Annotated in this window: 1 protein-coding gene; it reads left to right on the top strand. The window is 62.7% G+C overall.

Going from position 1 to position 882, the window contains the following annotated elements:
- Positions 1 to 120 precede the first annotated feature (120 nt).
- The gene (locus ACG02S_RS26195; RefSeq protein WP_394473439.1) at positions 121 to 744 is read left to right on the top strand and encodes a tyrosine-type recombinase/integrase; all 624 of its coding nucleotides are present in this window, start codon (positions 121 to 123) and stop codon (positions 742 to 744) included.
- The last annotated feature ends 138 nt before the right edge of the window (positions 745 to 882 follow it).

Raw genomic sequence — 882 nt, forward strand, 5'->3', positions numbered from 1 at the left:
TGGCCGAGAGCGTACGAGCATCAAGGCGCCAGAAAGCTGACCTTCGTGGGAGCGGGAGCCTGCACGGTCGGCGTCGCAACGGCGCATGCTGATGGACCCTCAACTCGATGGGAGACCATCATGGGATCAGCAACCAACACCCCGTCGCGCGAGCCTTGGAACAAGGGCAAGATCGTCGGCCAGAAGGCACCATTCAAGGTCAAGGACATCTGGGCACTTCGGGTCCGGCTTCAAATGGAGAACCGCGTGCGCGAGCTCGCGTTGTTCAACCTCGGCATCGACAGCAAGCTTCGGGGCTGCGACCTCGTCGCGCTCAAAGTACGAGATGTCTGTCACGGTGATGCCGTCGCTAGTCGGGCGGTGGTGATGCAGCACAAGACGCAGCGCCCCGTTCAGTTCGAGATCACGCCAGTAACCCGTGACGCCGTGCAGCGCTGGATCAAGCAAGCCGGGCTGCGATCCGAGGACTTCCTGTTCCCAAGTCGCATGCACGGCTCGCCGCATCTCGGAACACGGCAGTACGCCCGAATCCTGGAAGGCTGGGTGGAAGAACTCGGGCTTGACCCTGCCGACTACGGGACGCATTCGATGCGGAGGACCAAGGCGACGCTGATCTATCGGCGGACCAAGAACTTGCGAGCCGTTCAGCTGCTGCTTGGGCACTCCAAGCTGGAGTCGACGGTCCGGTACCTCGGCATCGAAGTGGACGACGCACTCGAGATTTCGGAGCAGACCGAAATCTGAGAAGTCACCCGGTGGCCGTCGTTTGCCAGAGGCTGGTCGGCTGGTCGGAACGGCTGCTTCCGGGTACCAGGGCAGGTCGAGCCTCCCGGTCAGCTCGCCGATTTAGACGCAGCGCCGCGAATGGCAGCGTTGTGCCCA

It is taken from the genome of Pelomonas dachongensis, from assembly GCF_043555865.1.
GTDB classification, from domain to species: Bacteria; Pseudomonadota; Gammaproteobacteria; order Burkholderiales; family Burkholderiaceae_C; genus Pelomonas; species Pelomonas dachongensis.